The sequence below is a fragment of the Pseudomonas putida genome (assembly GCF_028682635.1).
Lineage (GTDB): Bacteria > Pseudomonadota > Gammaproteobacteria > Pseudomonadales > Pseudomonadaceae > Aquipseudomonas > Aquipseudomonas putida_AE.
The window spans coordinates 1-25,326 of the sequence record NZ_JANHLK010000018.1 but is presented as its reverse complement, the minus strand read 5'-3'; the positions used below and the strand labels follow the sequence as shown (position 1 = coordinate 25,326).

Annotated in this window: 22 protein-coding genes and 1 pseudogene; 18 read left to right on the top strand and 5 right to left on the bottom strand. The window is 60.4% G+C overall.

Annotated elements, in window-relative coordinates:
• Positions 1-38 precede the first annotated feature (38 nt).
• The 4 genes from NPS56_RS20940 to NPS56_RS20925 are packed head-to-tail and all read left to right on the top strand — an operon-like array spanning position 39 to position 3,644.
• Positions 39-917, top strand: coding sequence for an MBL fold metallo-hydrolase (locus NPS56_RS20940; protein WP_274076382.1), 879 nt, complete (start codon positions 39-41; stop codon positions 915-917).
• A 22-nt stretch (positions 918-939) separates the two neighbouring features.
• Complete coding sequence (locus tag NPS56_RS20935; RefSeq protein WP_274076381.1) at positions 940-1,284, top strand: RidA family protein; 345 nt, start codon at positions 940-942, stop codon at positions 1,282-1,284.
• Positions 1,281-2,273, top strand: coding sequence for an alpha/beta hydrolase (locus NPS56_RS20930; protein WP_274076380.1), 993 nt, complete (start codon positions 1,281-1,283; stop codon positions 2,271-2,273). Before NPS56_RS20935 ends, NPS56_RS20930 begins: the two co-directional genes overlap by 4 nt.
• Positions 2,274-2,276: 3 nt before the next feature.
• Positions 2,277-3,644: an amidase gene (locus NPS56_RS20925; RefSeq protein WP_274076379.1), complete on the top strand. Its 1,368-nt coding sequence runs from the start codon at positions 2,277-2,279 to the stop codon at positions 3,642-3,644.
• Here the strand turns inward: NPS56_RS20925 and NPS56_RS20920 are convergent.
• A complete protein-coding gene (locus NPS56_RS20920) occupies positions 3,630-4,538 on the bottom strand; it encodes a LysR family transcriptional regulator (protein WP_274076378.1) in 909 nt (302 codons plus the stop codon). The genes NPS56_RS20925 and NPS56_RS20920 overlap by 15 nt on opposite strands.
• Positions 4,539-4,642: 104 nt before the next feature.
• Here NPS56_RS20920 and NPS56_RS20915 point away from each other — a divergent pair, with 104 nt between their 5' ends.
• The 5 genes and pseudogenes from NPS56_RS20915 to NPS56_RS20895 form a co-directional block, all read left to right on the top strand.
• Positions 4,643-5,857 (top strand): D-amino acid dehydrogenase, encoded by a 1,215-nt coding sequence (locus NPS56_RS20915; RefSeq protein WP_274076377.1) that lies wholly within the window; start codon positions 4,643-4,645, stop codon positions 5,855-5,857.
• A 93-nt stretch (positions 5,858-5,950) separates the two neighbouring features.
• A complete protein-coding gene (locus NPS56_RS20910; protein WP_274076376.1) occupies positions 5,951-7,189 on the top strand; it encodes an MFS transporter in 1,239 nt (412 codons plus the stop codon).
• Positions 7,182-8,645 carry an N-acyl-D-amino-acid deacylase family protein gene (locus NPS56_RS20905; protein WP_274076375.1) on the top strand — a complete coding sequence of 488 codons (1,464 nt, stop codon included), beginning with the start codon at positions 7,182-7,184 and terminating at the stop codon, positions 8,643-8,645. The genes NPS56_RS20910 and NPS56_RS20905 overlap by 8 nt, the downstream gene beginning before the upstream one ends.
• Before the next feature lie 174 nt (positions 8,646-8,819).
• The gene (locus NPS56_RS20900) at positions 8,820-10,604 is read left to right on the top strand and encodes an amidase (RefSeq protein ID WP_274076374.1); all 1,785 of its coding nucleotides are present in this window, start codon (positions 8,820-8,822) and stop codon (positions 10,602-10,604) included.
• A gap of 92 nt (positions 10,605-10,696) precedes the next feature.
• Positions 10,697-10,792: pseudogene (locus NPS56_RS20895) on the top strand (adenosine-specific kinase); the annotation flags it as partial.
• An 85-nt stretch (positions 10,793-10,877) separates the two neighbouring features.
• Here the strand turns inward: NPS56_RS20895 and NPS56_RS20890 are convergent.
• Positions 10,878-11,780 (bottom strand): universal stress protein, encoded by a 903-nt coding sequence (locus tag NPS56_RS20890; RefSeq protein WP_274076373.1) that lies wholly within the window; start codon positions 11,778-11,780, stop codon positions 10,878-10,880.
• A gap of 200 nt (positions 11,781-11,980) precedes the next feature.
• Here NPS56_RS20890 and pcaQ point away from each other — a divergent pair, with 200 nt between their 5' ends.
• The 3 genes from pcaQ to pcaG all read left to right on the top strand — a co-directional run bounded on the left by pcaQ (position 11,981) and on the right by pcaG (position 14,366).
• Entirely contained in the window at positions 11,981-12,910 is a 930-nt protein-coding gene (gene pcaQ, locus NPS56_RS20885; RefSeq protein ID WP_274076372.1) for a pca operon transcription factor PcaQ, read from the top strand.
• Between the two features lie 121 nt (positions 12,911-13,031).
• Positions 13,032-13,751 carry a protocatechuate 3,4-dioxygenase subunit beta gene (gene pcaH / locus NPS56_RS20880; RefSeq protein WP_274076371.1) on the top strand — a complete coding sequence of 240 codons (720 nt, stop codon included), beginning with the start codon at positions 13,032-13,034 and terminating at the stop codon, positions 13,749-13,751.
• 12 nt (positions 13,752-13,763) lie between these two features.
• A complete protein-coding gene (pcaG, locus tag NPS56_RS20875; protein WP_274076370.1) occupies positions 13,764-14,366 on the top strand; it encodes a protocatechuate 3,4-dioxygenase subunit alpha in 603 nt (200 codons plus the stop codon).
• Positions 14,367-14,402: 36 nt separating this feature from the next.
• On the opposite strand, the gene NPS56_RS20870 is transcribed toward pcaG, so the two are convergent.
• Positions 14,403-15,287: a LysR family transcriptional regulator gene (locus NPS56_RS20870; protein WP_274076369.1), complete on the bottom strand. Its 885-nt coding sequence runs from the start codon at positions 15,285-15,287 to the stop codon at positions 14,403-14,405.
• A gap of 158 nt (positions 15,288-15,445) precedes the next feature.
• Between NPS56_RS20870 and NPS56_RS20865 the strand changes: the two genes are divergently transcribed.
• From NPS56_RS20865 to NPS56_RS20855, 3 genes are all read left to right on the top strand, one after another.
• Positions 15,446-16,801 (top strand): MFS transporter, encoded by a 1,356-nt coding sequence (locus NPS56_RS20865; RefSeq protein ID WP_274076368.1) that lies wholly within the window; start codon positions 15,446-15,448, stop codon positions 16,799-16,801.
• A gap of 15 nt (positions 16,802-16,816) precedes the next feature.
• Positions 16,817-17,272, top strand: a complete 456-nt coding sequence (locus tag NPS56_RS20860) for a type II 3-dehydroquinate dehydratase (protein WP_274076367.1) — start codon at positions 16,817-16,819, stop codon at positions 17,270-17,272.
• A 129-nt stretch (positions 17,273-17,401) separates the two neighbouring features.
• Positions 17,402-18,697: an OprD family porin gene (locus NPS56_RS20855; protein ID WP_274076366.1), complete on the top strand. Its 1,296-nt coding sequence runs from the start codon at positions 17,402-17,404 to the stop codon at positions 18,695-18,697.
• 174 nt (positions 18,698-18,871) lie between these two features.
• On the opposite strand, the gene NPS56_RS20850 is transcribed toward NPS56_RS20855, so the two are convergent.
• Positions 18,872-19,582, bottom strand: a complete 711-nt coding sequence (locus tag NPS56_RS20850; RefSeq protein WP_274076466.1) for a FadR/GntR family transcriptional regulator — start codon at positions 19,580-19,582, stop codon at positions 18,872-18,874.
• Between the two features lie 399 nt (positions 19,583-19,981).
• Here NPS56_RS20850 and NPS56_RS20845 point away from each other — a divergent pair, with 399 nt between their 5' ends.
• From NPS56_RS20845 to NPS56_RS20835, 3 genes are all read left to right on the top strand, one after another.
• A complete protein-coding gene (locus NPS56_RS20845; RefSeq protein ID WP_274076365.1) occupies positions 19,982-21,349 on the top strand; it encodes an MFS transporter in 1,368 nt (455 codons plus the stop codon).
• Positions 21,350-21,391: 42 nt separating this feature from the next.
• Positions 21,392-22,744 (top strand): glucarate dehydratase, encoded by a 1,353-nt coding sequence (gene gudD, locus NPS56_RS20840; RefSeq protein WP_274076364.1) that lies wholly within the window; start codon positions 21,392-21,394, stop codon positions 22,742-22,744.
• Positions 22,745-22,874: 130 nt separating this feature from the next.
• Entirely contained in the window at positions 22,875-23,801 is a 927-nt protein-coding gene (locus NPS56_RS20835; RefSeq protein WP_274076363.1) for a transporter, read from the top strand.
• 6 nt (positions 23,802-23,807) lie between these two features.
• Here NPS56_RS20835 and NPS56_RS20830 read toward each other — a convergent pair whose 3' ends face one another.
• Positions 23,808-25,256, bottom strand: a complete 1,449-nt coding sequence (locus NPS56_RS20830) for an MFS transporter (protein WP_274076362.1) — start codon at positions 25,254-25,256, stop codon at positions 23,808-23,810.
• Positions 25,257-25,326 lie beyond the last annotated feature (70 nt).

The following is a 25,326-nucleotide window of genomic DNA, read 5'->3' as shown; positions in this document are numbered from 1 at the left end:
ATCAATATGATACCGACCAGTATCATCGAGACTCTAACATGACTGACCGCTACTACACACTGGGAACGACGAGCATCACACGGGTTTCCGAAAAACTGTTCGACGACTTCTCGCCCAATGCCCTCCTTCCACTCTGGAACAACGAGACCGTAGAAACACACCGGCCCTGGTTGGTGCCCGACAATCTCGATGCCGCAGGCCAGAAGCTCATCATCAGCGTGCATACCTGGGTGATCAAGACGCCGCAGTATACGGTGCTGGTCGACACCGGAGTGGGCAACGCCAAGTCGCGTCCGGAACTGCCTATATTTCACCAGCTCGACGAGCCCTGGCTGGAGCGCCTGGCGGCCGCAGGTGTAGCGCCCGAAGAGGTCGATTTCGTATTACTGACGCACCTGCATATCGACCATATCGGCTGGAACACCCGACTGGTCGACGGCCAGTGGGTGCCGACCTTCCCCAATGCCAAATATGTGTTTCCGCAAGCGGAGTACGAACACTTTCTCAGCGACGCCGGTCGCCAAAGCATCGGTTATGCCGCCTTCGTCGACAGCGTGCTACCGGTCGTCAACGCCGGTCAGGCGGTGATGATCGGCGTCGACGGCGGGCCGTTTCTCGATGATTTTCACTTCCACCCGACCCAGGGCCACAGCGTCGGCCACATGTCCATCAGCCTGCATTCGGGCGGTGAAACGGCCATGTTCGGCGGTGATGTCATGCACCACCCCATACAGGTGGCACAACCGCTCTGGGCATCGTGCTTCTGTGACCTGCCTGACGCGGCGAATCGCTCACGCCAGTGGCTGCTGCACTATCTCGCCGACCACGACGCCTTGTATTTCAGCTCGCACTTCGCCGGCACCTCGGCCGGCCGCGTGCAACGTCTGGGCAATGGCTTTGCCTGGCACTTCGAATAATTCCCGACCCAAGGACACTCCCATGACGACCCCGCACCTCTCCCCGACTCTGCAAACCCCTCATCTGGTGTTCACGTCCGGGCAACTGGCATTTAATCAACAAGGTGTGATCGAAGGTGATATTACCGCGCAAACCTTGACCGTTATTGCACGCCTGAAAGGCATTCTGGAACCCCATGGCCTGGGTCTCGAAGACATCGTCAAGACCACGGTATTCATCACCCGCAGCGAAGACTTCGCAGCGTTCAACGAAGCCTACGCCCAGGCATTCGGCGCGCACAAACCCACTCGTTCAACGGTGATCGCAGGCCTGGCAGCCGACAACGCACGGGTCGAAATCGAAGCTATCGCTCAGGTGCGGACATGAGTAGCGTTACGCGCAGACAGCTGGATCCTGGCGCAGCGCGGGTGGTGGCATTGATGCGCCAGGCACCTGCTATCACTGGCGAGCCAAGCGCGGAACAGGCCCGAGCGGCGTTTCGCAACAGCCGCCTGGCGCTGGCTGCGCAAGCACCGGAGATCGCCGCGGTTGAGGATCTCGTAGCACCCGGGCCAGAGGGCGACATCCCACTCAGGCTCTATCGCGGCATAGAGGCACAAGCCGGCAGCGCCCTGCCGGCGCTGCTGTTCTTTCATTCGGGAGGATGGGTCGTCGGTGACCTGGAAACCCATGACGTGGTCTGCCGCCAGCTCGCCCTGCTGGCCCGCTGCATCGTGATTGCCGTGGACTACCGACTGGCGCCGGAACACAAGTTTCCCGCCGCGGCTGACGACGCCTTCGCGGCCTTGAATTTTGTCCGTGCACAAGCCCCGCACCTGGGCATTGATGCAAGCAGGCTGGCGGTTGGCGGAGACAGCGCCGGGGGTAACCTGGCGGCCGTCGTCGCTTTGATGGCCAGGGATGCCGACCATCCACCCCTGGCGCTGCAGGCGCTGATTTATCCCGCCACCGACTTTCACGGCCACCATGCCTCGCAGCAACAATTGGCGCTGGAACCTCCGCTCACCGCTGCTACGTTGGCCTGGACCCAAGCCCAGTATCTACGCACCGAGGCGGATCGACTGGACTGGCGCGCATCACCGTTGCTGGCGGCAGACTTGAGTAGCCTGGCACCGACCTACCTGGTCACTTGCGGCTGCGATCCACTGGAAGACGAGGGGCGCGCCTATGGTGAGCGCTTGCGTGAGGCGGGTATAAGGGTCATCGAGCGGCATTTCCCGGGTCAGATCCATGGCTTTATCACCATGGGTCGCTTGATCCCTGAAACCACCGTGTTGATCGGGGAAATCGCCTGTGCGCTGGACGCCGCGTTCCACGCCGGCATCGATCATGGATTCGGACCTCATGAGGGCTGATCCATGCGACAGACGCTGAAGAGCCTGGCGCAACAACTGGCCAACGGCCAGACAACCAGTCGAACGCTCGTGGAGCAATACCTGGCGCGTATCGCAAACCCTCAGGGCGAAGGTTCCAGGGTCTTTCGACGGGTGCAGGCCGAGGCCGCGCTGGCCGAGGCCAGTCACCAGGACGCACTGCGCCGACAGGGCCTGTGCCCATCACCCTATGCCGGCATTGCGATTTGCGTGAAGGACAACATGGACCTGCTCGGCCACCCCACACGGGCAGGCTCGGTGGTGTTGAACGACGCCCCACCCGCCAAAGCCGATGCGCCGCTGATTACTCGCTTGAAAGCCGCCGGGTTCATTGTGCTGGGGCAAACCCACATGAGCGAATTCGCTTATTCAGGGGTGGGGCTCAACCCTCATCACGGCACGGCGGCCAACCCGTTCAAGCGGGAGATCGGCCTGATCCCGGGGGGCTCATCTTCAGGGGCAGCGGTCGCCGTCAGCGACCGCATGGCTGCGGCGGCGATCGGTACCGACACGGGCGGCTCCTGCCGTATCCCTGCAGCGCTGTGTGGCGTGGTGGGCTACAAGCCCAGCGCCGCGCATATCAGCAGGCAGGGCGTCCTGCCGTTGTCCACGACCCTGGACAGCGTCGGCCCGTTGGCGATGAGTGTCGACTGTTGCGAGATTCTTTATTCGATCATGTCTGGCCGGACGATCGAACCGCGGTCAACCGATGAAACGCGTCCGCTGCGTTTGTTCGTGCCGCAATCTCTGGCCTCACTGGACACTGATCAAGCCGTCGCGGACGACTTCGAACGGGCGCTGATGCGCTTGCAGGCCAACGGCGTGCACATCGAGCGAGGAGCGCTCGCCGCCCTGGATAGCGTGCCGGCATTGCATGCCAATGGCAGCTTCAGCGCGTATGAGTCCTGGCACTGGCACGCCCAACGTCAAGGATTGGAGCTGTCTCGATACGACCCACGCGTGCGATCGCGCATTGATTTGGGCCGCCACATCACACCAGGGCAATACCAGGAACTGCACCGTCTGCGCCGCCAGTTTATTGCCGACATCGCCCAGTCACTGACCGGCTTCGACCTGCTGGCAATGCCCACGACCCCGATCGTGGCGCCAGCCATCAGCGCCTTGGCAGATGAACCGGCATATACCCGGTTCAATCGCCTGATGCTGCGCAATCCCGGGGTGGTCAACCTGTTCGACGGAAGCTCGATTTCCCTCCCCATGCACCGCCCCGGCCATGCGCCGACTGGTTTCATGCTGGCCGGCCGCAATAACGATGATCAGGCCTTGTTGCACCATGCCCGTCGGGTGGAGCGCTTGCTCAACCAGCAAGATCGCGCCTCACTGGCGGATTGACGCCAGAAGGTGACGGGCCTGTTCACCCAACAGCGCGATCAGGCTGTCGAGGATATGAGGGTGCGGTTCATTGGCCCGGGTCATGGCGAACAGCGTCACTGGCCATGAAGGCGTCAGGGTGCGTATCGCCGTGCGCTCGGTCGGCGCGCTGAGGGCGGTGAACGGGTCTACGACCGCCAGCCCCGTACCGGACGCCACCAGCGCGCTCGCCAACGAGTAGGTCTGCACGCGAATGGCCGTCCGCGGTGGCGGGTCGATGGTGTTCAGGTACAGACCCAACTGGGCAAACAGGGGATCGGCATGGGACAACCCAATCAGCGGAGCATCACTGAGTTCCTCGACCGGCAACGGCAATGTTTGCTGCTGCGGCGTCCAATAGTCCCGTGGCGCCAATGCCACCAGGAAGCTCTGGGCCAGGGGCTGCACATTCAGGCCCGGATGATCGGGGTAGCGCAGTGTCAGGCCGATATCGATTTCACGCATGAACAGGTTCTGCACCAGCTCCTGGCTGTGCAGGCTGGCCAGCTCGCACGAGGTGCCGGGGTAGCGCCGGGTCCATTCGCCTATCAAGGTCGGCAACAACGAAAACGCCAGCGCCGGTGTGGCCCCGATGCGCAAGGTCTGTCCCGGTTGGTGGCGCAGGTTCTGGGCCAGCCGCCGCACACCGTCGACACTGGCCGTCACCTTGTTCACTTCGCGCTCCAGCTCCAGCGCTTCGGGCGTCACCAGAAGCTTGCCCTTGACCCGCAAAAACAAAGCGAAGCCCAGCTGCGATTCGGCGTGCTGCAGGGTTTTGGTCACCGCTGGCTGGCTGATATGCAGCAGTTGCGCCGCCCCGCTGATGGACCCCGCCTGGCGAATCGCCTGGAACACCTCGATATGTCTGAGTCGCATGTTTTAACCCATAACCTTTATCTATACCCGGCCTATCTTTATTCATTATCGGCCCGCTGTCATGCCCATTACTGTGAAGCCTGCTTGCAGAAAAGGAACGGGTCATGACTCAGCGTGTGTGCATCATCGGTGGTGGCGTGATTGGCCTGACGACGGCTTACGCCCTGGTGCGTCAAGGACTGCAGGTCGACCTGATCGATGCGCAACCGGACCTCGCCCGCCAGGCCAGCTTTGCCAACGGCGGGCAACTGTCCTATCGCTACGTGGCGCCATTGGCCGATAGCGGTGTGCCGCTGCAGGCCCTGGGCTGGATGCTGCAAGGTGACTCACCGCTCAAGCTGCGCCCGCGCCTAGATCTGCGCCAGTGGCGCTGGATGATGGCTTTCCTCGGCGCCTGCCGGGGTTCGGTCAACCGTCGCAACGCAGAACAGCTTTACCGCCTGGCGCTGCAAAGCCAGCAGGTGCTGAACACCTGGCGCGAAGAGGATGCGCTGGGGGAGTTCGCTTGGCGACGCAACGGCAAGCTGGTGACGTACCGCTCCCGGAGCAGTTTTAAACATGCCCGCACGCGGCTTTGCGAACCTCAGAGCCAGCAGGTTCTGGAACCAAACGCACTGTTCGATCTCGAGCCGACACTGGCAAACGCGCCGTTTGTGGGCGGCATTTTTACCCCGGATGAAGAAGTCGGCGATTGCCATCAGTTCTGCCTGTTGCTGGCAGAGCGGTTGCGGGCATCAGGGCTGTGCAACTTTATCCTCGGCCAGGCGGTTACGCGCATCCGCGAGGTCGGGGGCAAGGTGCAGGCGGTGGAACTGGGCGATCAGGTGCTGCCGGTGCAACAGCTGGTATTGAGCGCCGGTTATCGCAGCGCGGCACTGGCGCTGCCAGGCATGCGGATTCCGGTTTATCCGCTGAAGGGATACAGCCTGAGCGTCCCCATTCTGCCTGAGCATCAAGCGCCCGAGGTGAGCGTCACCGACTATGACCGCAAAGTCGTTTACGCACGGCTCGGCCAGCAGCTGCGCGTCGCCGCCATGGTCGACATCGTCGGTTTCGATCCCTGCATCGACCGCCGACGAATCGACAGCATTCGCCAGGCCGCTTCAGCACTCTTTCCCCGCGGCGGCGATTACCCGCAAGCACTGGAATGGGCCGGCATGCGCCCGGCAACACCCAGCGGGGTGCCCATGGTGGGCGCCACGCCGTACCGCAATTTATGGCTGAACCTGGGCCACGGCGCTTTGGGCTTCACCCTTGCCTGTGCCAGCGCCCAGCGCTTGAGCGAGATGATCGCCGGCCGCGAAGACACCCAGGTGTGATGCAGCACCTTCCTTCCAAAAAACAACAGCTGTAGAGCAAGCGTTTCAACCTTCACTGCCTATTAAAACAACATCCAGGTAGAGCGAAAACGTATGAAGAGTCTCAGTGAAACAAGCAGCAAAACGCAGAAACTGATTTGCCTCAGCGCCCTGTTCCTGGCGTGGGCAGTCGGCTATGCCGACCGGATCGTGATGAGCACGGCGATCATTCCCATCGGCCAGGAATTCGCACTGGATGCGCGGCAAGCGGGCATGGTGCTGAGTGCGTTTTATGTCAGTTACGCACTCATGCAACTGGTGGGTGGCTGGATGTCGGACCGCTATGGTTCACGCCTCGTGGTGGTGGGCTGCGTGATCGCATGGTCGGTGTTCACCGGCCTGACCAGCGTGGCGTGGTCCTTCGCGTCGCTGCTGTTGATCCGCTTTCTCTTCGGTATGGGCGAGGGCTGCTTTTCACCGGCAAGTTCGGTGACCGTGGCCGAGGTGTTCCCCAAGCAGGAGCGCGCTCGGGCCAAGTCCTTTCTGATTTCCACGGTGTTTCTGGGCAATGCGGTCGGCTCAGGGCTGGTGGCGCTGGTCGTCGTCTATTGGGGCTGGCGTGAAGCATTCCAGTTACTGGCGGGCGTGGGTTTGCTGGTGTCAGTGGTCCTGTGGCTGGCACTCAGGGGCGGCATCGCCCAGCAACAGAAAGCCAAAGGCGTCCAGACGGGCAACCCGTTGCGCGAACTGATACGCAACCCGGCGGCACTCAAGCTCACGGCGATCTGGTTCTGCACCAGCATTCTCTACATCGGCATGATCTCCTGGATGCCGTCCTACCTCATGAAGCAGTACCAGATCGACCTGCTGCATATCGGCCTGGCTTCCGCGATTCCCTACTTGATCGCGTTCCTGGGCACCAACGCGGTGGGCTGGTTGCTCGACAAGGTCGGCCAAGACCGTGAGCGGCACTTCATGATGGGCGGCTCGTTGTGCTGCGCCATCTTCCTCTCACTGATGATCAGCACCACCTCGATCACGTTGCTGGTGGTGTACTGGACCCTCTGCCTGCTGTCGTTCAACTTCATCTATGCCACGGTATTTTCCGTTCCGCTCAAACGCTTTTCCTCGCACCTGATTGGCAGCGCCACCGGGCTGATGAATTTCGGCGGACAGATGGCCGGCTCCGTCGCCCCAATCATCATGGGCAGCCTGATCGTAGCCTTCGACGGTTCCTACATGGCGGCGTTCTGGTTCCTGGTCGCCGCCGCCATGGCGGCCTTTGTCATCGCCCTGACCTGGCGCAATCCCGCACCCATCCTCCAACAACAAGCAGGACAAGCACATGCGTAACGATCATCCGTTCGACCTCATCATTGAAGGCGGCACGCTCATCGACGGTAGCAAAGCACCTCGCTACCGCGCAGACCTGGGCATTATCGATGGGCGTATCAGCGCCCTCGGTGACCTGTCGGCCTGCCAGGCCAACCAGCGTATCGATGCCACGGGCAAGGTGGTCGCACCGGGCTTCATCGACTCCCACACCCATGATGACCAGGCTGTGCTGTCCCAACCCGACATGACCTTCAAGGTGTCCCAGGGGGTCACCACCGTGGTCACCGGCAACTGCGGCATCAGCATTGCGCCATTGCGCCAGGACAGTGACCTGCCCTCGCCGCTCAACCTGCTGGATGACACCGACAGCACTCGCTTTTCCACTTTCAAGGGCTATCTCGACGCGCTGCGACAGTCTCCCTCGGCGGTCAACGTCGCGGCCATGGTCGGGCATTCCACTTTGCGCGTCATGACCATGGACTCGCTTGAACGCGCCGCGGACCTTACAGAGATCGGCGCCATGCAGGCGCTGCTCGACGAGGCCCTGGCAGCGGGCGCAATCGGCATTTCCACCGGGACCTATTACCCTCCGGCAGCGCACGCCCCGACCCAGGAAATCATCGACGTTTGCAGACCGCTAACCGGCAGTGGCGCGCTTTACGTGACACACATGCGCGATGAGGCGGACAACACCCTGGCGTCACTGGAGGAGAGTTTTCATATCGGTCGAGAACTGGACAGCCCGGTGGTGATCTCCCACCACAAGCTGCAACGTCGGCAGAACTTCGGCAAATCGGCAATCACCTTGCCGATCATTCGCGAGGCAATGAAGTGCCAATGCATTTCCCTGGACTGCTACCCCTACAACGCCAGTTCGACCATGCTGCATACCGACCCGAATCGCTTGCAGGGGCGCGTGTTGATTGCCTCCAGCGAGCCGCATCCCGAACACACCGGACGCGACCTCGACGACATCGCCACCGAGTGGGGTGTCAGCAAGGTCGAGGCGGCCGCGCGCCTGCAGCCAGCCAGTGCGATCTACTTCGGCATGGATGAAGAAGATGTGCAGAACATTCTCGCCTTCGATGAAACCATGATCGGCTCCGACGGCATCCCGACGGGCGAGAAGCCACACCCGCGCCTTTGGGGCACCTTCCCCCGGATCCTCGGGCACTACAGCCGTGAACTCGGCCTGTTTGAGCTGGAAACCGCGGTCTGGAAGATGACCGGGCTGACCGCGCGCAATTTCAAACTCGACAAACGCGGCGTTCTCGCCGTGGGCAACCACGCCGACATCGTCGTGTTCGACCCGCTGACCGTGCGCGACGTCGCCGACTATGACCACCCCACCGCACCTGCCGAAGGTATCGAGGTCGTCATCGTCAACGGTCAGGTCACCTGGCGAGAAGGCCGGCACCAGGGCGCACGGGCCGGACAGGTGATCACCCGGCGCAATTGCGACGTCACGGCGTAAGGGCTGAGTCTCATGAAAACACTTCACATGACAAACGCACTCTCACTTCCACGCCGAATATCGGGTTCACTCTGCGCTATTGCCTGCCTCGGCCTGGCAGCCAATACCCAGGCGGCATCAGCGAGTCCGGCACCTTCTGTATATGAGGCCTCGATCAGCGAGTTGCAGGCGGCAATGAGCGCAGGCACGATCAGCTCGCACGAACTGGTGGAACAATACCTGGCAAGGATCAAGGCATACGATCAGCAGGGGCCGGCGCTCAATGCCATCGTCAGTCTCAATCCCAACGCGCTGCAGGATGCCAAGCGCCTCGACGAAGAACGCCGTACGCGAGGGCCGCGCGGCCCGCTCCACGGCATTCCCGTCGTGGTCAAGGACAACTACGACACCACTGACATGCCAACGTCTGGCGGCACCCTCGCACTCGCCAATCTAAAGCCCACCGCCGATGCCTACCAGGTGCAGCGATTACGCGCGGCGGGGGCGGTCATCATTGGTAAGACGACGATGCACGAGCTGGCTGCCGGCGTCACCACGGTCTCTTCCTTGACGGGTTATACCCGCAACGCCTACGACCCGACTCGCGCACCGGGCGGCTCCAGCGGAGGCACCGCCGTAGCAGTGGCCGCCAGTTTCGCCGCCGCCGGTATGGGCAGCGATACCTGCGGCTCAATACGAATTCCAGCGGCCTATCAGAATCTGGTGGGACTGCGCACTACCAGAGGTCTTGCCAGCCGTAGCGGAGTGATGCCGCTGTCCTCGACCCAGGACGTAGCAGGTCCCATGGCACGCAGTGTTGCGGACCTGGCAGTCATGCTCGATGCCACTGTCGGCAGCGATGCCAGCGATCCTTCGACTGCTGATGCCAATCGGCATATTCCCCCCTCCTATCTCACCTCACTCAAGGCCGATAGCTTGAAAGGCGCGAGAATAGGCGTGATTCGCGAGCTATTTGGAAACGCCCCCGAGGACATGGAGGTGGTTCAGGTCATTGACAAGGCGCTGGAGCAGCTCAAGACCCAAGGCGCCACCGTGGTTGAAGTCTCGATCCCGGAGCTGGACGAATTGCTGCGTGACAGCAGCATCATCCCCTACGAATTCAAGTACGACCTGGCCGCTTATCTCGCCAAGCATCCCGGCGCTCCCGTCGACAGCCTGCGCCAGATACTTGCCCAGGGCATGGATCATCTGTTGCTCGATCCTGGCCTGCGGGTTCGCGACGCTGTCGACCTGGAAAAAGCCAGCGACCGGGAAGCATTGAACAAGGTTCTGCAGAAACGCGCGGCACTAAGGGCCCTGATAACCCTGCAATTGCGTAACCAGCACTTGAGTGCCCTGGCCTACCCGACCATTCAACGCAAGCCTGCGCTGATCGGAGAACCGCAGTTCGGCGCCACGAACTGCCAGCTAAGCGCCAGCACCGGTCTACCCGCTATCGCGCTGCCAGCGGGCTGGACAGCCGATCAGGTGCCGGTGGGACTGGAGTTGCTGGGGAGCGAATTTGCCGAATCCGAACTGCTGAACCTGGCCTATGGTTGGGAGCGCAACACCCAGCCACGTCACCCGCCCTTCACCACCCCGCCGCTGGAAGCGGGAAAGGCCCCTTCGCCGTTGAAGTTCAGGGCCACGCCCCTCACCCGCCGGGGTGCCTCTGTCGTGGTGAACTTCGATTATGACAAGCTCACCGGCAAACTCGCTTACACCGCTCATACCCGCGACGTTCCCCACGATCAGGTCATTGGTGTAACGCTTGCGCGCAGCCTCGACGAAAAGCCGGGGCCGATCATATGGAACTTGCTCAAACCGCATATGACCCAGGCGAGCGACAGCTTGACTCTCAAGGCAAGTGATCGCGAAGAGTTGTTGGCAGGACGCCTGCGTGTGCAGCTTTATACCCTGGACTCACCCCTTGGGACGGGGGCAATGGCGGTGCGCGAATTGCAGGTATCGCAGAAATAGTCGAGATGAATCTGGATTTCAGTGATTCGCGCGCAAAATGAATACCAAGGACTTGGGTTGGAACCGAGGTCCTTGTTTTTTGACGGTGACCTGGCGTGGTGGATGGTTTCTGTGCCACTGACATTGAGGGCGACGAAGACATCCTGTGGCGCAAGAACCTGTTGCGGCAGATAGGCTACAAGCTGTGAATTGCACAGCGAGCAGAATAGCCCACGAAAAATCCCGCCCCAGTCGCTGAGGCGCTCTTTGCGAGTCATTTCATAGCGAATCCATTCACTCATCCGCAGACCCGGTAACGGCGAAAATGTTACAGGGCACTTGATACAGCACATGCTCCGTCGTACTGCCCACCCATTTACCCAGCCCCTTGCGGTGGGCATTTCCCATGACGATCACATCGGCCCGGTGATGCGCTGCAAAGTCGGCCAGCGCCTTGCCTGGTGGACCTTCAACGAAGTGTTGCCGCTCAGTGGGCACACCGTAGTGGTCGGCCAATGCGATAAATTTCTTTTGCAGTGACTTGCGCACTTCGCTGCTGAAACCGGGCATCGTCACGGCACCGGCGCCTGCGTCGGATATATGGGTCGACGATGGATCGTAGGCATGCAAAAGATGCAGTTGCGCACTGCATTGCATCGCCAATCCGTTTGCCGCCTGGATGATGCGTTCGTTGATGCCAGTGATCTGAGTCTCGGGTTGTGATGGATCGACCGCCGCCACTACCACCCGCGGAAGTGGACACCTGACTTCGCTGACCAGATGCACAGCCACCGGACATTCACGCAACAGGTGCCAATCCAGAGGCGTAATGAAAACGCGCTTGAGCGCTGACTCGTGCTGCACGTCCTTGATAAGCAGATCCGGCTGCATTTCTGCCACGTGCAGAAGTATTTCTTGCAGCGCGGTTCGCGTAACAAGCACTTCGGTACTCACCTTGACCCCGCGCTCGCGGAATAGATCGGCCTCATCCTTCAACCATATTTCGTTCTCTTGCTGGCAGGCTTCACGAAAACGTGCACCCGCGCTCCTCAAGCCCAGGAGGTTGGAGTCTTCGATAAACACCGTGATATGCAGGGCCGCGCCTGTGGCTTCGGCAATGGCGACAGCTCGCTCCAACGCCGGGGTGTGGCGCATGGCTGGACCGGCTATCAGTAAGAGTCGTTGATACTGGCTCACGTAACACCTCCAAACGCTCCGGGAAATCTGGCCCCCCTGCGCGATCGCGTGTCACACCACCGACGATTGACTATCGTCTCGAATGTCTGGGTCGACACCACCAATATACGCCTGAATTGCGTAATGGGTCGGGTGACAACCCACACAAACGCTGCTAATCCAACAATAATAGAGGCCAAACCACAAAGGCAGAGAACCGATTGAACATCGATACCCGTATCAAATTCCGTCATCTGCTGTGTTTTCTCGAGGTGGCGCGCCAGGGCAGCCTGGCGCGTGCCTGCGACAAGTTGGCAATCAGCCAGCCGGCGCTTTCCAAGACCCTGAAGGAGCTTGAAAACCTGTTGGATGCCACGCTGTTTGAACGGGGTAAAAAGGGCTCGACGTTGACCGAGGCCGGTGTGGCCTTTTTGCGCTACGCAGGGCCGAGCGTGCAATCGTTGCGTGACGGGGTCAACAGTTTGCGCTCTGGTGTGCATGAGCCCATCAGCGTGCAGCTTGGTGTGCTGTCCACCGTCGAAAGCCTGTTGGTGCCTGAAGTGGTGTGCCGTCTGCACGAGCGCCACCCGGCGTTGGTGGTCAGTGTCGTGACCGGCCCAAGTGCCTACCTGCTGTCGCGGTTGCGTGTCGGTGAGCTGGACCTTGTAGTGGGCAGGATGACCGATAGCCCACTGATTCTCGGGCTGGCGTTCGAGCACCTCTACAGCGAATCCATGACCTTGGTGGTGCGTAGCGGCCATCCGGTGCTCACCGATCTGCCGGGGCAGAAAAATCTCGAGGACTATCCGTTGGTACTGCCGTCGGCGGGAACGACGATCCGCAAATTCGCCGACAGCCTGTTTGTGCAACACGGGATAACCCCATCACGCCAACGCCTGGAAACCCTGTCGGTGGCCCTGAGTCGGCGCTACGTACAAAGCAGCCAGGCCATCTGGGTCGCGCCTTTGGACGCTGTCAGGCAGGACTTGAGGCAAGGCGAGCTGGTGGAGCTGGACCTGGGGATGCGTGAGCCTGGTGGTTCCGTGGGGTTCTGCACCAATCCCGCATTGGCACTGGCGCCAGCGGCGCAGTGGTGTGTGGAGGCACTGCGCGAGGTCGGGCAGGACTATCGTGAGGGCAAATATCCATAACCATCTGGATATGCATAAGGTCGATTTTTTCAATTTTGCGATGGGTTGTACAAGCGGAAACTGGGAACGCTGCCAACGCAGTACCGGCTTCTGTCCACCCATAACAACAGGAAAAAACGACATGTCTGATGCGCACGACAGCCGCTTCGTCATTCGTGACCGTAATTGGCATCCCAAGGCCCTGACGCCTGACTACAAGACTTCGATCCTGCGCTCTCCCCGCCAGGCACTGGTGAGCATCCCGCAATCCTTATCCGAAACCAGCGGCCCGGATTTTTCCCATCTGCAAATGGGCCGGCACGATAACGATCTGCTGTTGAATTTCAATCATGGCGGCCTGCCCATCGGCGAACGCATCATCCTGGCGGGCCGGGTTTGCGATCAGTACGGCAAGCCGATTCCCCACACCCTGGTAGAGATGTGGCAGGCCAATGCCGGTGGTCGTTACCGGCACAAGAAAGACAGCTACCTGGCCCCGCTTGACCCGAACTTCGGCGGCGTTGGCCGAGCGTTGACCGACCGCGATGGCAACTACAGCTTCCGCACCGTCAAACCCGGCCCCTACCCATGGCGCAACGGCCCCAACGACTGGCGCCCTGCGCATATCCATGTCTCCATCAGTGGCCCGTCGATTGCCACGCGCCTGATTACCCAGCTGTATTTCGAAGGTGATCCGCTGATCCCCATGTGCCCGATCGTCAAGTCGATCGCCAATCAGGACGCGGTGCAGAGTCTGATCGCCCGGCTGGACATGGGCATGGCCAATCCCATGGATTGCCTGGCTTATCGTTTTGATATCGTCCTGCGCGGTCAGCGCAAGACCCACTTCGAAAACTGCTGAGGAGGCCTGCACATGCCCGTTCAACTGCTGCCTGAAACCCCGTCGCAAACCGCCGGCCCCTATGTCCATATCGGCCTGGCGCTGGAAGCTGCCGGCAACGCGCCGCGTGAGCAGGAAATCTGGAATGAAATGGCCAGACCCGGCGCGCCAGGTGAGCACATTTTATTGCTGGGCCACGTGTATGACGGCAATGGCCACCTGATTCGCGACGCCTTCCTGGAGTGCTGGCAGGCCAATCACGAAGGCGTCTACGACAGCGCTTTCGACCTGGAAAAACCCTTCAATTGTTTTGGCCGCACCGCAACGACCGATGTCGGTGAATGGACGATCAAGACCGTGAAGCCTGGCGTGGTGAAAAACGCCTCGGGCGTGGCCATGGCTGCGCATGTCAACGTGGCGCTGTTTGCCCGGGGCATCAACATTCACTTGCAGACCCGACTGTACTTCGACGACGAACCCGAGGCGAATGCCGTGGATCCCGTGCTGAACCTGATCGAACAACCCCATCGGCGCGAATCCCTGATCGCCCGGCGCTGCACGGTCGATGGCCAGCTGGCGTACCGCTTCGATATCCATGTCCAAGGCGAAGCGGAAACCGTGTTCTTCGACTTCTGACGACGCATGACAGTGAACACCGCCCCATGGGAAAGGTCACCCCCACCCATGGGCCTCTTCGATAAAATGCAAAACCGCGCTCGATCGTTCATCAATCCGTGAAATCAGCGACAGTTCACTGACCATTTCCGGTTGCGCCAGGGGCACGATCCGTATGCCGGGCATGGTCAGCCGGGTCATCGTTTCGGGCACGATGCTCAGGCCGATACCCGCGGCCACCAGCCCGGGAATGCTCATCAGCGATGGCACATGCATGATGTTCTCGGGGTGCAGCTGGTTTTGCCGGCAGGCCTGGAGCGTGTGGGAGGTCAGGCCAATGCCGGCGCTGTCCTGCAAGAACACGAACTTCTCATGCCGCAGTGTCGCCAGTTCACCGGTAAAACTGTCCGCCAGTTCATGGTTGTCCGGGATCAGCAGGACGAGCCTGGATTGGCTGAAGTGATGGGTGCGCAGCCGGTCCGGCAGGTGATCCTTGAACACCCTGGCAAAGGCCAGGTCAAGCTTGTGGTCGAGCAACATGTCGAACTGCGCGCGAATACCGGCGTCCACCAGGGACACTTTGACTTCGGGAAACGTGCTGAAGTAATGGCGCAGCAATTGCGGCAAATTGGCCTCGAACAGGGCCGAGTGATAACCGATATTGATTTCGCCGACTTCACCGCGCCGGGCACGCCGGGCGGCGGCAATTGCCAGCTCGCTGGCCTCGATGGACTGCCGGGCATGGGGCAGGAACGCCTCGCCGGCAGCGGTCAACGCCACGCCGCGGTTTTCCCGCCGGAACAATGCCAACCCCAACTCCGCCTCAAGCGTGCGCATCAATTGGCTCAGGGCCGGTTGCGCGATACCCAGTTGTTCAGCCGCGCGGCTGAAGTGCTGCAGGTCGGCGGCGATCACAAAGGCTTTCAGGTGACGCAGTTCCATAATCGCTACCCATAAGGCTGACTTATCTATTTATCGTGATTTCGATAATTATTTTGCAAGCGGGATGCGCTAACGTCTACTCACTTCGACGATTCCTTGCAGCCGCATCGAAATCGTATGGGTATCCCGACACCATAAAAACAATGACGAGCACCTTTATGAGCACACCCCATCAAGAGACTCATGATTCGCGCATGCCTCGCAAAGCGGTGACCGCCGCAACGATCGGCACCGCCCTGGAATGGTTTGACTTCACGCTATACGGCGCGGTGTCGGCGACGATCCTGCCCAAGCTGTTTTTCCCGGCCATGGAGCCGACAGCCGGCCTGCTCGCGTCGCTGGCAACCTTCGGTGTCGGCCTGGCCGCTCGGCCATTGGGCGCCATTACCTGCGGCTACCTCGGTGACAAACTGGGCCGGCGCAACCTGATGTTGGCCACCGTGAGCATGATGGGCCTGGCGTCGGTATTGATGGGCCTGTTGCCCACCTACGGTCAGGTTGGCATCTGGGCGCCGATCCTGCTGGTGTTGCTGCGGATTATCCAGGGCTTCGCGCTGGGTGGGGAGTCCACCGGTGCGCAACTGATGGCGCTGGAACACGCCACCCCCGATCGCCGCGGCCGCTATTCCGGCATGCTCGGCCTGTGCTCACCGCTCAGTCAGATATTGGCCAACGGCGTGTTGATGGGCCTGGCGGCGACGCTTTCAAGCGAGCAGTTCGAAAGCTTTGGCTGGCGAATCCCCTTCCTCATGAGCTTCGTACTGGTGGTGGTCGCGATCTTCATCCGCCTGAAAGTCGATGAAACCCCGGCCTTCGTCGCGTTGAAAAAGACCCCGGTCAAACAGGAAAAGAGCCCGCTCAAATCCGCACTGGGCAGCCATTACAAAACCATCCTGCGCCTGATGTTTTTCTTCTGCTCGCCCGCTGCACTGTTCTACCTGATCGTGATTTTCTCCCTCAGCTACCTGACCAAGCACCTGGGCTTCAGCCAGTCGACAGGCTTCATGTCGCTGATGGTGGCTAACATGTGTGCGATTTTCGGTGCGCTGGCCGGTGGTTATCTGTCCGATCGCTGGGGCCGTAAAAAGGCGTTGGCATTTGGTTCGTGCATGACCTTGCTGATCCTGTTCGTGTACTTCCCGATCCTCAACACACTGAACGTTCCCGCCATCATGGCAATCATGGGGCTGTTCCTGGGCTTCACCCAGTTCCAGAGCGGCATCCAGCCGGTGGCCTTCGCCGAAGCCTTCCCGACCCAGGTGCGCTACTCCGGCTCGGCTCTGGCCTACACCGGCGCCAACCTGGTGATCGGCGGCCCTATGCCAATGATCGCGGTCTATCTGATGAGCCAGTCGAACAACTCGCCATGGCCTCTGGTGACGCTGTGTGCGGTGATTAACCTGATCTCGCTGGCCATGATCGTCATCGGCCCGGAAACCCGCGGCATCGACCTGAACGCTGTCGCCAAAGACGACGAGATCGACACTCGCGCTACCGCCATTCTTTCCAAATAACGCAGCAGGACGACCATGAACCGCACCGTCTTCATCCTCAACGGCCCAAACCTCAACCTGCTGGGTCGTCGTGAGCCGCACATCTACGGCCACACCACACTCGAACAAATCCGCCAACGAAGTAAGAGGCTGGCCGAAGAGCTTGATCTGGTCATCGACTTTCGCCAGACCAACCACGAAGGCGTAATGGTCGACTGGATTCAAGAGGCCTTCGAGCAAGGCGCTGCCGTGATCATCAACCCGGCCGGCCTTTCGTTTCACTCGATTCCGGTCCTGGATGCGCTGAAGTTGCTCGACGCACCACTGATTGAGCTGCACCTGTCGAACATCCATGCACGGGACGAACTGCATCGCCACTCGATCATGTCGGGTGTGGTCAATGCGGTGATCTGCGGCATGGGCGCCGATGGATATCCCCTCGCCATCCGGGCCATTGACGACTTGCTGCGTCGTCAGGTTGCCAACCACTGACACCCCTTCGCCAGACGCTCACACGGCGGTCCCTTGGCAGATTGTTGCCAGGGCCGCTTGCGCCTGAAATTCAGTCGCCAACTGCAAAAAACCCTGAAAAAAATAATAATTCACCGCGAGACATCCCCCATGCGCCACACCCGTTTCAGCCGCAACGTGCCCGCACCTTACTCTTTGATCGGCCTGGCCCTGGCACTCAGTGCCGGCTCGGCGACTGTCGCTCACGCCGATGAAAACAGCGGATTCATCGAAGGCTCGACTGCCACGCTCAATCTGCGCAATGCCTACATCAATCGCAACTTCGTCAATCCCGCCTTCCCGAACAGTGCCGCACCGCAGAACAAGGCGGAGGAATGGACGCAAAACTTTATCCTCGATGCACGCTCCGGCTACACCCCTGGGCCGGTAGGGTTCGGCGTTGATGTGCTGGGGCTTTATTCGCAGAAGCTCGACGGCGGCAAAGGCACCGCCGGCACTCAGCTTTTGCCGGTTCATGATGATGGGCGCCCCGCTGACAACTTCGGACGGCTGGGGGTTGCCGCCAAGGCCAAGGTTTCAAAAACGGTGGTAAAAGTCGGCGAATGGGTCAGCACCCTGCCGATCCTGCGTTCCGATGATGGTCGTTCGTTGCCGCAGACCTTTCGTGGCGCGCAGGTCACCTCCCAGGAAATCGGCGGGCTGACGTTGTATGGCGGTCAGATCAGACAGAACAGCCCGCGCAATGATGCGAGCATGGAAGACATGTCCATGAACGGCAAAGCGGCGTTCACCTCCGATCGATTCAACTTCGGTGGCGGTGAATACACCTTCAACGACAAGCGCACGACCGTTGGGCTCTGGTACGACGAACTCAAGGACATCTATCAGCAACAGTACTTCAGCCTGAGCCACAGCCAACCCGTGGGCGACTGGACGCTCGGCGCCAACATGGGCTTTTTCACCGGCAAGGAAGACGGTGCCCATCTGGCTGGCGACATGGACAACAAGACCGCCTTCGGCCTGTTCTCGGCAAAACTGGGCGGCAATACGTTTTACGTCGGCCTGCAAAAGCTCACCGGCGATACCGCGTGGATGCGGGTCAACGGTGCCAGCGGCGGTACCTTGGCCAACGACAGCTACAACTCCAGTTTCGATAACGCCCAGGAGCGCTCCTGGCAGGTCCGTCACGATTTCAACTTCGTCACGGTCGGCGTCCCTGGCCTGACCCTGATGAATCGTTACTTGAGTGGCGACAACGTGCACTCGGGCGCTATTACCGATGGCAAGGAATGGGGCCGGGAATCGGAACTGGCTTACGTCGTGCAGTCGGGCGCCTTGAAAAACCTGACCGTGAAATGGCGAAACTCCAGCATTCGCAAAACGTTCAGCACCAATGAGTTTGACGAAAACCGACTGTTTATCAGCTACCCGATTTCGTTGCTGTAGTGCTGTCGAGTTGAGCAAGCTGCGTGCATCCGAAACGCTATGGACCGCACGCAGCTGTCTGATCCCATTTCACCTTTGCGGTCAGAATCCCACCTTTTGCCGGGAAGCCGTCATTCAGCCGCTGGCACGGGCCTGAACGCCGTGCTGAATTTCGCCATCTGGCGCAACAATTTTTCAGTTTCCCGAAAACCGATCCCGACTATTGGTCAAGTGCAGCACCATCGCAGCCCGAGCTGCATCGGGATCCTGGCGCTTGATCGCGTTGAAAATCGCTTCGTGCTCCAGACTCGCCAGATGCCCCAATTGTGAAAAGTCAGCGCTTCCACGCTCGTCGACCTTCACCTGGTTACGAGGAATCATGGCGTTGCCCAGGTGCTGCATGATTTCCGTGAAAAAAGTATTGCCGGTGGCTTCGGCAATGATCTGGTGAAAGCGCTTGTCCTCCTCGACGCAACTGTCGTTGTTAGCCAGCGAAGCCTGGTAATCAGTCAAGGCCTGGCGCATGCGAGCGAGCTGATCGTCAGTTCGACGAACAGCCGCCAGCGCAACAGCCTGCACTTCCAGGCCCAGCCTCAGCTCCAGCATGCTCCTGACACTGGCGACCGTATCCACATGCAGGCGTAGCCCTGGCTGCGATTGCTGCTCCAGCACAAACGTGCCGATGCCGTGTCGTGTCTCGACCAACCCCGAAGCTTGCAGCTTGGAGATCGCCTCCCGGACAACGGTGCGGCTTACGCCATGCTCGAGAACGATGGTGGATTCGGAGGGCAGCTTTTCGCCCGGTTTCAATTGTCCGAGCAAAATACGCTGGGTCAGTGCTTCGACCACACCCTGGGCCAGGTTGGCGGATCGTCTACGGACAGGGGTTCCGCTTTCAATTTGCATAGATTTGAGTCCACAGAATTTCGCTCTTGAGAGCTTAACACCCACCCGTGACTCCCTGGCGAACTGTGCACGTACTTCGTTGGGCCAACACGGCCCTAGCTTGTATGACAACACACCTAATCAATCGAAAACCGAGTGATAGCCTCTCCTCTTACCGATGTGAAAAACCTCACCGCACAACTTCAATTCAGGGGCATAAACACCAGATAATACTGGGCGAAATTCACACTAATCTATTTCTCATCGCGCAGCACGACGACAAAAACGCAGACCCTCGCATTGCGAACTGGAAAAACCACTTGTATGATGTCTATCAACACGAGGCGCATCAAAGATCCCAACAAGCCGCCGGTGTGACGCTCAAACCCGCATAAAAATAATCAGTGGGAGATTTGAATTGTGAACAATTCAAGCAATGCATCTGTGGTTCCAGAAAGTGATTCGGTTCTCGCGCGCGCCGTGAGCAAAGTGAAGAGGCATGTACTCCCGCTGTTCGTGATCATGTTCATCCTCAACTACATCGACCGGGTCAATATCGGTTTCGTGCGCACCCACATGGAACATGACCTCGGTATAGGCGCTGCCGCCTACGGCCTGGGGGCAGGCCTGTTCTTCATTGGCTATGCGCTGTTCGAAGTACCTTCCAACATGCTGCTGCAAAAAGTCGGTGCCCGTATCTGGCTGACCCGCATCATGTTCACCTGGGGCATCGTGGCCACGCTGATGGCCTTCATCCAGAACGAAACCCACTTCTACATCCTGCGTTTTCTGCTGGGCGTCGCCGAAGCAGGCTTCTTCCCTGGCGTGATCTATTACTTCACCCGCTGGTTGCCAGGCGTCGAGCGCGGCAAGGCCATCGCCATCTTCCTCAGTGGCTCGGCCGTTGCCTCGCTGATTTCAGGTCCGCTGTCAGGTGCCCTGCTGCAGATCGAAGGTTTCGGTTTTCACGGCTGGCAATGGATGTTCGCCATCGAAGGCCTGGCCTCGGTATTCCTGGGCTTTTTCGTCTGGTTCTGGCTTGACTCCAAACCTCATGATGCCAAGTGGATGACCCGTGAAGAGCAAGACGCACTGGTCGGTGCCATCGATCAGGAGCAACGCGAGCGTGAAGCGCTGACCACCGTGAAACCGACCATTGGCAAGCTCCTCAAGGATCGTCAGATCCTGCTGTTTTGCGCCTTGTACTTCTGCATTCAATTGACGATCTACGCAGCGACCTTCTGGCTGCCCAGCATCATCAAGAAGATGGGCGACCTGAGCGATGTGCAGGTCGGGTTTTTCAACTCGATTCCCTGGTTGATCTCGATCATCGCCATGTACTCGTTTGCCGCCCTGTCGAGCAAGTTCAAGTTCCAGCAAGCCTGGGTCGCCACTGCCCTGCTGATTGCAGCGGCTGGCATGTTCCTGTCCACCACCGGCGGGCCGATCTTCGCTTTCGTTGCCATCTGTTTCGCGGCCATCGGCTTCAAGTCAGCGTCTTCGCTGTTCTGGCCAATCCCCCAGGGCTACCTGGATGCCCGCATCGCCGCCGCCGTCATCGCGCTGATCAACTCGATTGGCAACCTGGGTGGTTTCGTCGCCCCCACGACCTTCGGTTTCCTGGAACAGACAACCGGATCGATCCAGGGCGGCCTCTATGGGCTGGCCGGCACTTCGGTACTCGCCGCGATCCTGGTGTTCTTCGCCAGGACTTCGCCGAAAGCATCGTCCCTGCTGACGCCGCCAAACGCCGCTGCAACGGGTGCGACCCTGAGCAAAGCTCACTGAACCCATTGATCGCTGACCGACCTTATTACGCAGGAATTTGCCATGAACGCTGAACAGACTGCCAACACCACCCAGTCCCCTGTCGTCACCAGTTTTCAGGTCGTACCCGTCGCGGGCCACGACAGCATGTTGCTCAACCTGAGCGGTGCCCACGGGCCGTTCTTCACCCGCAACATTGTCATTCTCAAGGACAGTGCCGGTCACACTGGCGTGGGCGAAGTACCGGGCGGCGAACGCATCCGCGAAACCCTGGAAGACGCTCGCAGCCTGGTGATCGGCCAGCCCATCGGCCAGTACCAACGCATCCTCAATCAGATGCGCAGCACCTTTGCTTCCCGTGATGCGGCGGGTCGCGGCCTGCAGACCTTCGACCTGCGCATCACCATTCATGCGGTGACCGCGATGGAAGCCGCGCTGCTCGACCTGCTGGGTCAGTTCCTCGAGGTTCCGGTGGCTGCATTGCTGGGCGAAGGGCAGCAACGCGATGCAGTGAAAATGCTCGGCTACCTGTTCTACATCGGCGACCGCACTGTCACGGACCTGGCCTACCGCAACGAGTCCGACGCTGAAGACGAGTGGTTCCGGCTACGCCATGAGAAAGCCCTGACCGCCGAAGCGGTCGTGCGCCTTGCCGAAGCCGCAAAGGCCCGATACGGCTTCAACGACTTCAAGCTCAAGGGCGGTGTGCTGCGCGGCGATGAAGAAATCGAAGCGGTCACCGCGCTGGCCGAACGTTTTCCTGACGCCCGCATCACCCTGGACCCCAATGGCGCCTGGTCGCTCAAGGAAGCCATCCGCCTGTGCCGGGACCAGCACCACGTCCTCGCCTATGCCGAAGACCCGTGCGGTGCGGAAAACGGCTACTCGGGCCGCGAGGTCATGGCCGAATTCCGCCGTGCCACGGGCCTGAAGACCGCCACCAACATGATCGCCACCGACTGGCGCGAAATGGGCCATGCCATTCAACTGCAATCGGTCGATATCCCGCTTGCCGATCCGCATTTCTGGACGATGCAGGGCTCGGTCCGTGTCGCCCAGATGTGTCACGACTGGGGTCTGACCTGGGGTTCTCATTCCAACAACCACTTCGATATCTCCCTGGCCATGTTCACTCAAGTTGCCGCCGCCGCACCGGGAGAGATCACCGCGATCGACACGCACTGGATCTGGCAGGACGGCCAGCGCCTGACCCGGGAGCCGCTGAAAATCGAAGGTGGCTACGTCAAGGTTCCGACCCGGCATGGCCTGGGCGTGGACATCGACATGGACGCCGTGGCCAAGGCGCACGAACTCTACAAAGGCATGGGCCTCGGCGCCCGGGACGACAGCGTCGCCATGCAGTTCCTGATGCCTGGGTGGAGCTTCAACAACAAGCAGCCTTGCCTGGTGCGCTGATTCACGAGGGGCACCAACAGTGCCCCTTCCCCGCATCGCATCATTAACCGCTTGCTCAGTGCCAAACAAATGCAGATGCGCTACAACTCATAGAACCCCGGAGGTCCTCACAGCAAGCGAGCGAATGTGGATGAAACACACTCTCTGCGTCGTCAGGTTGATTCGGTTCGCATCCGCTTCGCTCGTCATGCTCGCCACCGGTGCAGTGGCAGAGGATCTCGAGCCCAGGTCCTATGCCAATACGCCGGTCGGTATCAATTTTTTGCTCCTCGGCTACAGCGATCTGCATGGCAACGTGACGGCCAATCCCTCGATTCCGCTCGAAGATGCCAAGCTCAAGATCGAGACGGTCGTGTTCGCCTTTGCCCGGTCCCTGGACGTCTGGGGTCGTTCGGGGAAGTTCGATGTCGTCGTGCCCGAGGCGAAATTGACCGGCTCTGCGCTGCTTGCCGGCGAGCCCAGGAAGCGTGATGTCACCGGGTTGATCGACCCCAGGTTTCGCTTCTCGGTCAACCTGTATGGCGCCCCGGCGATGTCCCTGGCCGAGTTCCCCAGCTACCAGCAGGATGTGATCATCGGCGCCAGCCTGGCGGTCACGGCGCCACTGGGCCAATACGACGACAGCAGGCTGATTAACCTGGGCAACAATCGCTGGTCGTTCAAGCCTGAACTCGGGGTTTCCAAGCGTGTGGGGCAAGTGACCCTGGAACTGTCGGGCGCGGGCACGTTTTTCACCGACAATGACCAATTACTCGGCGACCGCGTACTGTCCCAGGACCCGATTTACCAGGTACAGGGGCATCTTATCTATGCATTTGACAACGGTGTCTGGGCTTCGCTGGATGCGACCTGGTTCGAAGGTGGTAAAAGCTCGGTTGATGGGGTCAGTAACCACGATTATCAGGAAAACTCCCGCTACGGGTGCACCCTCACGCTGCCGTTGAACCGCAACCATTCGATCAAGCTCAATGCCAGTAATGGCGGATATACCCGCACCGGCAGCGAATTCGATGCTGTTGGCATGATCTGGCAGTATCGCTTCGGCGGTGGGCTTTGAATCTGTTCATGGGTCCGCAGCCTGGGACAACGGCCGGGCCACCTGCTCCAACGCCCGCCGCTCCGCCGCCACGCCCCAAACCCCTTGCACCAGCGCCGCCACACACATCAACGCCGCGCCGATCAGATAACCGATCAACAGACTGCCGCGTTGCTGGGTCTGGATCAGTTGGCCAAACAGCATCGGCCCGATGATGCCGCCCAGGCCAGTGCCAAACGCGTAGAACACAGCGATGGCCAAGGCGCGGATTTCCAGGGGGAAGGTTTCTGCCACGGTCAGGTAGGCCGAACTGGCCGCTGCCGAGGCGAAAAAGAAGATCACCATCCATGCCGCGGCTTGCTGGGTGACATCCAGCCAGCCCTGCTCGAAGGCATAACCACTGAGCGCCAGCAGGATCCCGGACGTCGCGTAGGTGAAGCTGATCATCACCCGTCGGCCGATCACGTCGAACAGTCGCCCCAACAGCAGCGGCCCGCAGAAATTGCCCAGTGCCAGGGGCAATACGTACCAACCAACCTGCTCGGCGGGCACCTGGTAAAAATCGGTCAGCACCAGCGCATAGGTGAAGAAGATCGCGTTGTAGAAGAACGCCTGCGCAGCCATCAGGGTCATCCCCACCAGCGCCCTGCGCCTGAAGCTGACGAACAGGGTATGGAAGATCTCCGCCAGCGGCGTATGGTCCCGCGCGTGCAGGCGCAGGGGTTGAGCGGTCACGGCCGGCAGTTCATGGCCTTCTTCGCGCAGACGCGCTTCGATGCCTTCGACGATCTGTCGCGCCTCATCGTGCCGACCATGGATCAGCAGCCAGCGCGGGCTTTCCGGCAGCCACAGGCGCATCACCAGGATCACCAGGCCCAGCGCGGCACCGATGCCGAAGCACAGGCGCCAGCCCAGGTCGCCGCCGACCACCTGCGGGTCGAGCAGGACAATGGCCCCGCCGGCGCCCAGGGCTGCGCCTAACCAGAAGGTGCCGTTGATGATCAGGTCGACCCAGCCGCGATAGCGTGCCGGGGTGAATTCCTGGATGGTCGAATTGATTGCCGTGTATTCGCCGCCAATCCCCATGCCGGTGAGGAAGCGCAACAGCAGGAAGCTTTCCAGATTGAAGGAAAACGCCGTGGCCGCCGTGGCGCCGACATACAGCCATAACGTCATGAAGAACAGCTTGCGCCGCCCGAGGCGATCGGTCAGCCAGCCGAACAGCAAGGCACCGACCACGGCGCCGGCGATATAGATGCCACCGGCCAGGCCAATATCGAAGTTGCTCATGCGCAGGTCGGGGCTGTTTTTCAGCGCGCCGGACACCGAGCCGGCCAGGGTCACTTCCAGGCCGTCGAGCAACCAGGTGATGCCCAGCGCGACCACCAGCAGGGTGTGAAAGCGGCCCCACGGCAAGCGGTCCAGGCGGGCTGGAAGATCGGTTTGGAATATCGCGCCGGCTTGTTGGTGGGTCATCGCCACAACTGGGTCATGTGCAGTGTGTTGTGAATTAGGAGTCAGCCCCAGGATCGGGAGTTCAACATTC

Bases quoted from the DNA above. Each gene is read 5' to 3' on its own strand.
- NPS56_RS20940 (WP_274076382.1), top strand. From the start codon at position 39: ATGACTGACCGCTACTACACACTGGGAACGACGAGCATCACACGGGTT.
- NPS56_RS20935 (WP_274076381.1), top strand. From the start codon at position 940: ATGACGACCCCGCACCTCTCCCCGACTCTGCAAACCCCTCATCTGGTG.
- NPS56_RS20930 (WP_274076380.1), top strand. From the start codon at position 1,281: ATGAGTAGCGTTACGCGCAGACAGCTGGATCCTGGCGCAGCGCGGGTG.
- NPS56_RS20925 (WP_274076379.1), top strand. From the start codon at position 2,277: ATGCGACAGACGCTGAAGAGCCTGGCGCAACAACTGGCCAACGGCCAG.
- NPS56_RS20920 (WP_274076378.1), bottom strand. From the start codon at position 4,538: ATGCGACTCAGACATATCGAGGTGTTCCAGGCGATTCGCCAGGCGGGG.
- NPS56_RS20915 (WP_274076377.1), top strand. From the start codon at position 4,643: ATGACTCAGCGTGTGTGCATCATCGGTGGTGGCGTGATTGGCCTGACG.
- NPS56_RS20910 (WP_274076376.1), top strand. From the start codon at position 5,951: ATGAAGAGTCTCAGTGAAACAAGCAGCAAAACGCAGAAACTGATTTGC.
- NPS56_RS20905 (WP_274076375.1), top strand. From the start codon at position 7,182: ATGCGTAACGATCATCCGTTCGACCTCATCATTGAAGGCGGCACGCTC.
- NPS56_RS20900 (WP_274076374.1), top strand. From the start codon at position 8,820: ATGAGCGCAGGCACGATCAGCTCGCACGAACTGGTGGAACAATACCTG.
- pcaH (WP_274076371.1), top strand. From the start codon at position 13,032: ATGTCTGATGCGCACGACAGCCGCTTCGTCATTCGTGACCGTAATTGG.
- pcaG (WP_274076370.1), top strand. From the start codon at position 13,764: ATGCCCGTTCAACTGCTGCCTGAAACCCCGTCGCAAACCGCCGGCCCC.
- NPS56_RS20870 (WP_274076369.1), bottom strand. From the start codon at position 15,287: ATGGAACTGCGTCACCTGAAAGCCTTTGTGATCGCCGCCGACCTGCAG.
- NPS56_RS20865 (WP_274076368.1), top strand. From the start codon at position 15,446: ATGAGCACACCCCATCAAGAGACTCATGATTCGCGCATGCCTCGCAAA.
- NPS56_RS20860 (WP_274076367.1), top strand. From the start codon at position 16,817: ATGAACCGCACCGTCTTCATCCTCAACGGCCCAAACCTCAACCTGCTG.
- NPS56_RS20855 (WP_274076366.1), top strand. From the start codon at position 17,402: ATGCGCCACACCCGTTTCAGCCGCAACGTGCCCGCACCTTACTCTTTG.
- NPS56_RS20850 (WP_274076466.1), bottom strand. From the start codon at position 19,582: ATGCAAATTGAAAGCGGAACCCCTGTCCGTAGACGATCCGCCAACCTG.
- gudD (WP_274076364.1), top strand. From the start codon at position 21,392: ATGAACGCTGAACAGACTGCCAACACCACCCAGTCCCCTGTCGTCACC.
- NPS56_RS20835 (WP_274076363.1), top strand. From the start codon at position 22,875: ATGAAACACACTCTCTGCGTCGTCAGGTTGATTCGGTTCGCATCCGCT.
- NPS56_RS20830 (WP_274076362.1), bottom strand. From the start codon at position 25,256: ATGACCCACCAACAAGCCGGCGCGATATTCCAAACCGATCTTCCAGCC.